Source organism: Aeromonas sp. ASNIH8, assembly GCF_002919855.1.
Taxonomy (GTDB): Bacteria; Pseudomonadota; Gammaproteobacteria; order Enterobacterales; family Aeromonadaceae; genus Aeromonas; species Aeromonas caviae.
This window is the reverse complement of record NZ_PQLN01000159.1, coordinates 1-5,621: the sequence shown is the minus strand read 5'-3', so window position 1 is coordinate 5,621 and position 5,621 is coordinate 1. Positions and strand designations below refer to the sequence as shown.

Sequence of the window (5,621 nt, the reverse complement as noted above, 5' to 3'; positions counted from 1 at the left end):
GCATATTGGAATTAAAGGCGGCGGGACACGTCGTTTCTACCCATGGAGGCCAGCGTTAATCTGCCAATTCGGCAGTAGCGGCCTAAGAAGTGGGAAGCCTCGCCGCTTGCGGCGGGGAGCAGTCACTCTCTTCAGGCCTGCACCCCATATCGACCGGCTGCCGGCCGACAAGGTGGATCCCTTCTATAAACGCATGCGTTGGCAGGTGTTCTTCGGGATCTTCTTCGGGTATGCGGGTTACTACCTGGTACGGAAAAACTTCAGTCTGGCGATGCCCTACCTCATCGAGCAGGGCTTCTCCCGCGGGGATCTGGGTCTGGCCCTCTCCGGCGTCTCCATCGCCTACGGTCTCTCCAAATTCCTGATGGGGAACGTGTCGGACAGATCCAACGCGCGCTACTTCCTCTCCGCCGGTCTGCTGCTCTCGGCAGGCATCATGTTCATGATGGGGACCATGCACTGGGCTACCTCCAGCATTGGCATCATGTTCGTGCTCCTGTTCCTGAACGGCTGGGCACAGGGCATGGGCTGGCCTCCCTGCGGCCGCACCATGGTGCACTGGTGGTCACAGAAGGAGCGGGGTGAGATCGTCTCGGTCTGGAACGTGGCCCACAACGTGGGCGGCGGCATGATAGGCCCCCTGTTCATCCTCGGCATGGGCTGGTTCAACGACTGGCGCAGCGCCTTCTATGTGCCTGCGGCGGCGGCGGCGGCCATCGCGGTGATTGCCTTCTTCGTGATGCGCGATACCCCGCAATCGGTCGGTCTGCCCCCCATCGAGGAGTACAAGAACGACTACCCGAAGGATTACAACGAAAGCCACGAGCAGGAGTTCTCCGCCAAGGAGATCTTCATGAAGTACGTGCTGCACAACAAGCTGCTCTGGTATATCGCCATCGCCAACGCCTTCGTCTACCTCATCCGTTACGGCGTGCTGGACTGGGCGCCCACCTATCTGAAAGAGGCCAAGGACTTCAGCGTGGATCACTCCTCCTGGGCCTACTTCCTCTATGAGTGGGCGGGGATCCCGGGCACCCTGCTGTGCGGCTGGATCTCCGACAAGATGTTCAAGGGCCGCCGTGCCCCGGCAGGCATCCTGTTCATGGTGCTGGTGACCCTCTCCGTGCTGGTCTACTGGTTCAACCCGGCGGGGAACCCGACCATCGACATGATGGCCCTGGTCGCCATCGGCTTCCTCATCTATGGCCCCGTCATGCTGATCGGCCTCTACGCCCTGGAGCTGGCGCCCAAGAAGGCGGCCGGTACCGCGGCGGGCTTCACCGGCCTGTTCGGTTATCTGGGTGGCGCGGTCGCGGCCAACGCCATGCTGGGCTATACCGTTGACCACTTCGGCTGGGACGGCGGCTTCATGGTGCTCACCGTCTCCTGCGTGCTCTCCATCATCCTGCTGGCCATGACCCTCAAGCACGAGAACGAGTCGATTGCCGCCAAGGCGGCTGCCCATAAGGCATAAAACGTGATCCTGCCCTTATCGATTGGAAAAGGGATCAGGTACACTGCCAAAGGCCCCGCACCTGCCGGGGCCTTTTTTCGTCTCATCTGCGGAGTGCAAGCGTGAAGCAAACCCAACGACATCTGGAGATCCTGGACGTCCTGACCCGGCAGGGTTTCGTCTCGACCGACGATCTGGTGACCCATTTTGACGTCAGCCCCCAGACCATTCGCCGGGATCTCAACGATCTCGCCGAACAGAACAAGATCCGGCGCCATCACGGCGGGGCCTCACTGCATTCGAGCACCGTCAACACCGCCTACAGCGCCCGCAAGGTGATGCAGCTCAAGGAGAAGGAGCGCATCGCCCGGGAAGTGGCCGCCAACATCCCCGACGGCTCGTCGCTCTTTATCGACATCGGCACCACCACCGAGGCCATCGCCCGGGCCCTGCTCGACCACCGGGAGCTGCGCGTGGTCACCAACAACCTGAACGTCGCCAGCATCCTGACCGCCAAGGATGACTTCACCGTCATCATCGCCGGCGGCGAAATTCGCAACCGGGATGGCGGCATTGTCGGGGAGGCGACCCGCGACTTCATCGGCCAGTTTCGCATGGACTACGGCGTCATCGGCATCTCGGGCATCGACAGCGACGGTTCCCTGCTCGATTTCGACTATCACGAGGTGAAAATCGCCCAGGCCATCATCGCCCACTCCCGCCAGGTGTTCCTGGCCGCCGACCACACCAAGTTTGGCCGCAACGCCATGGTCAACCTCGGCAACCTCAACCAGATCCACGCCCTGTTCACGGATCAGGAGCCGCCGGAGAAGCTGATGCGACTGATGTCCCAGCATCAGATCGCCTGCCATATCTGCTGAGCTTCCCCGTACAGGCATCAGGCCGCCTCGGGGCGGCCGCTTTTTTTTCTGCCCCCTCCCGGCCTGCGGCGTCTCCCTTGCGGCGCCTAAGAGGCCAGTTCCTGGCGCTGACACACCTTCTTTGACCCCTGATGTTGCCCCCGCACTCGGGCACCCGGTTTGCACCGACGCTAGGCGCCTGCGAGGAATTCACGCCATCGCCTTCATCACCTTGCCCCATGGGCACCCCCATCCGGCACTCTTTGTTCTCCTCCCTGCCCGAAATGGCTGTTTCCGGCAGACCTTAGCTTGGCCAGGCCATCACCGACTGGCAGCATTTTTAGCATTGTGAAAACAATCGCGATCACATTTCTCTCACGAAATGTTCGTTTATTGGTTTTTTATGTTCTAATATGAGCGAAATCAAACATTGCTGTCATGGCAAACACAAAATAAGAAAGTAGGTGAACATGAGCGAACATTATGATCTGGTCGTCGTCGGCGGCGGCATCAACGGGGTCGGCATCGCGGCAGATGCGGCGGGGCGGGGGCTGAAGGTGGCGCTGTTCGAGGCGAGCGATCTCGCCTCTGCCACCTCGTCCAACTCCAGCAAGCTGATCCACGGCGGCCTGCGCTATCTCGAACATTACGAATTCCGGCTGGTGAAAGAGGCGCTGGCGGAGCGGGAGGTCCTGCTCGGTATGGCTCCCCACATCGCCCGTCCCATGCGTTTTCGTCTGCCTCATCGCCCGCACCTGCGTCCGGCCTGGATGATCCGCGCCGGTCTCTTCCTTTATGACAACCTGGCCAAGCGGGACAGGCTCAAGGGGAGTTGCGGTCTGCGCTTCCTGCCACAGGACGGTCTCAAGAGCGGCATCAACAAGGGCTTTGAATACTCGGACGCCTGGGTCGACGACGCCCGGCTGGTGGTGCTCAATGCCATGCTGGCGCGGGACAAGGGCGCCGATGTCCAGACCCGTACCCGCTGTGTCAAGGCGGTGCGCGGCTCCAAACACTGGACCCTGACGCTGGAGCGGGAAGGGGGCGAGCAATTCACCGTCAGCTGCCGTGGTCTGGTCAATGCGGCGGGCCCCTGGGTCAAGACCTTCTATGACGAGAGCCTGAGCGAGAAATCCCCCCGCGGCATTCGCCTCATCAAGGGGAGCCACATGATAGTGCCGCGCATCCATGAGCGCGAAGAGGCTTACATCCTGCAAAACGAGGACAACCGCATCGTCTTCGTCATCCCCTACCAGCAGGACTATTCCCTCATCGGCACCACGGACGTGGAGCACAAGGGCAGCCCGCGGGAAGCCAAGATCAGCGATGCCGAGATCAACTACCTGTGCAAGGTGGTCAATGCCCACTTCACTAGGCAGATAAGCCCGGCAGACGTGGTGTGGACCTATGCCGGGGTGCGCCCCCTGTGTGACGACGAGTCCGATTCACCCCAGGCGGTGACCCGGGACTACACGCTCGAGCTCAGTGGTGAATCCGACGGCGCGCCGCTGTTGTCGGTGTTTGGCGGCAAGCTCACCACCTACCGCAAGCTGGCCCAGGCCGCCTGCAACAAGCTCAAGCCCTGGTTCAGCCAGATGGGAGAGGACTGGACCGCCTCCTGCCGGCTGCCCGGTGGCGAGTTCGACTGCTCGGTGCGTGAACTGGCGCGTGCCTTTGCGCTGGAATTCGACTGGCTCGACGATCGCAGCGCCCTGCGCATCGCCGAAGCCTATGGCGCTCATGCCCGCCTCTGGCTGAAGGAGGAGCGCGGCCAGCACTTTGGCGCCGGGCTGTATGAATCCGAAGTGCGCTATCTCATCGCGCGCGAATGGGCCCACTCTCTGGAGGACATCCTGTGGCGCCGCAGCAAGCTGGGGCTGCGCCTGTCGGAATCCGAGCAGCAGCAGCTCGGTGCCTGGCTGCTCGAGCACCACCACGTCCTGCCCGAAGCCTGCTGATGACCCATGGCGGGCGGCCTTAGCCGCCCGCCGTCAAACTGCAATAAACCCCTGCTATAACAATTACCTGCATCCTACACACCATAACAACGAGACCTCTTGATGAAGCAACCTCACCGTACCCTGATAGCCCTTGGCCTCGGGGCCGCCTTGGCGCTGCCCGCACTGGCGGCCGACGAAGGCAAAATCGTGATCGCCCACCGTGGTGCCTCCGGTTACCTGCCGGAACACACCCTGGAATCCAAGGCCCTGGCCTATGGCATGGGGGCCGACTATCTGGAGCAGGACCTGGTGATGACCAAGGATGACCAGCTGGTGGTGATGCACGATCACTTCCTCGATGGCATCACGGACGTGGCCGAGCGCTTCCCCGGCCGGGCCCGCCCGGACGGACGCTACTATGTGGTGGATTTCACCCTGGGCGAGGTGCGCTCCCTGCGCATGACCGAGCCGTTCCAGCTGGTGGACGGCAAGCAGGTGCCGGTCTATCCGGCGCGCTTCCCGCTGTGGAAGTCCAGCTTCAGGATCCATACCTTCCAGGAAGAGATCGAGATGATCCAGGGGCTCAACAAGAGCACCGGCAAGCACATCGGCATCTACCCGGAGATCAAGGCTCCCTGGCTGTTCCGCCACGAGGGCAAGGACATCTCCAGGGCGGTGCTGAACGTGCTCAAGGAGTACGGCTACACCAGCAAGAGCGACAAGGTCTATCTGCAGTGCTTCGATGCCAACGAGCTCAAGCGCATCAACGGCGAGCTGATGCCCGCCATGGGTATGGACTTGAAGTTGGTGCAGCTGATGGCCGAGACCGACTGGAACGAGACCATGGTCTATGACGCCAAGGGCAAGGCGACCCCCTATGACTACGACTGGATGTTCAAGCCGGGTGCCATGAAGACCATCGCCACCTATGCCGAGGGAATCGGTCCCTGGAAACCCATGGTGGTGACCGAGCCGGGCACTCCCGGCAAGCCGGTCTTCACCGGCATGGTGAAAGAGGCCCACGCGGCCGGTCTCAAGGTGCATCCTTATACCTTCCGTCAGGATGAGGGGCAGATCCCGGCCTATGCGAAAGACTTCACCGACCTGCTCAACATCTTCCTCTATCAGGCCGATGTGGACGGGGTATTCAGCGACTTCCCCGACAAGGCGGTCGAGGCTATCAAGGCCCACGGCAAATAATAAAAGAAGAGCAACACGGGAATGCAAGCGGGGCCAGGTGCCCTAATGCCAGTCAGTTAAGCCTGACTGGCATTGTTTTTACTAGGTTTTCTCGTCGCATACTTCTGTGGTTTGGCTTTGATGCACCTTGGGTAACTTCGTTCTCGGCGGGCGGGTAACTTGAACTGC

General features: G+C 61.4%; 4 protein-coding genes. All 4 read left to right on the top strand.

Features of this window, described 5'->3' with window-relative positions:
• The first annotated feature begins 106 nt into the window (after positions 1 to 106).
• The 4 genes from glpT to glpQ all read left to right on the top strand — a co-directional run bounded on the left by glpT (position 107) and on the right by glpQ (position 5,453).
• A complete protein-coding gene (gene glpT / locus C3418_RS22535) occupies positions 107 to 1,474 on the top strand; it encodes a glycerol-3-phosphate transporter (protein ID WP_102948239.1) in 1,368 nt (455 codons plus the stop codon).
• A 101-nt stretch (positions 1,475 to 1,575) separates the two neighbouring features.
• Complete coding sequence (locus C3418_RS22530; RefSeq protein WP_010674233.1) at positions 1,576 to 2,334, top strand: DeoR/GlpR family transcriptional regulator; 759 nt, start codon at positions 1,576 to 1,578, stop codon at positions 2,332 to 2,334.
• A 449-nt stretch (positions 2,335 to 2,783) separates the two neighbouring features.
• A complete protein-coding gene (glpD, locus tag C3418_RS22525) occupies positions 2,784 to 4,271 on the top strand; it encodes a glycerol-3-phosphate dehydrogenase (protein ID WP_102948240.1) in 1,488 nt (495 codons plus the stop codon).
• A gap of 102 nt (positions 4,272 to 4,373) precedes the next feature.
• Entirely contained in the window at positions 4,374 to 5,453 is a 1,080-nt protein-coding gene (glpQ, locus tag C3418_RS22520; RefSeq protein ID WP_102948241.1) for a glycerophosphodiester phosphodiesterase, read from the top strand.
• The last annotated feature ends 168 nt before the right edge of the window (positions 5,454 to 5,621 follow it).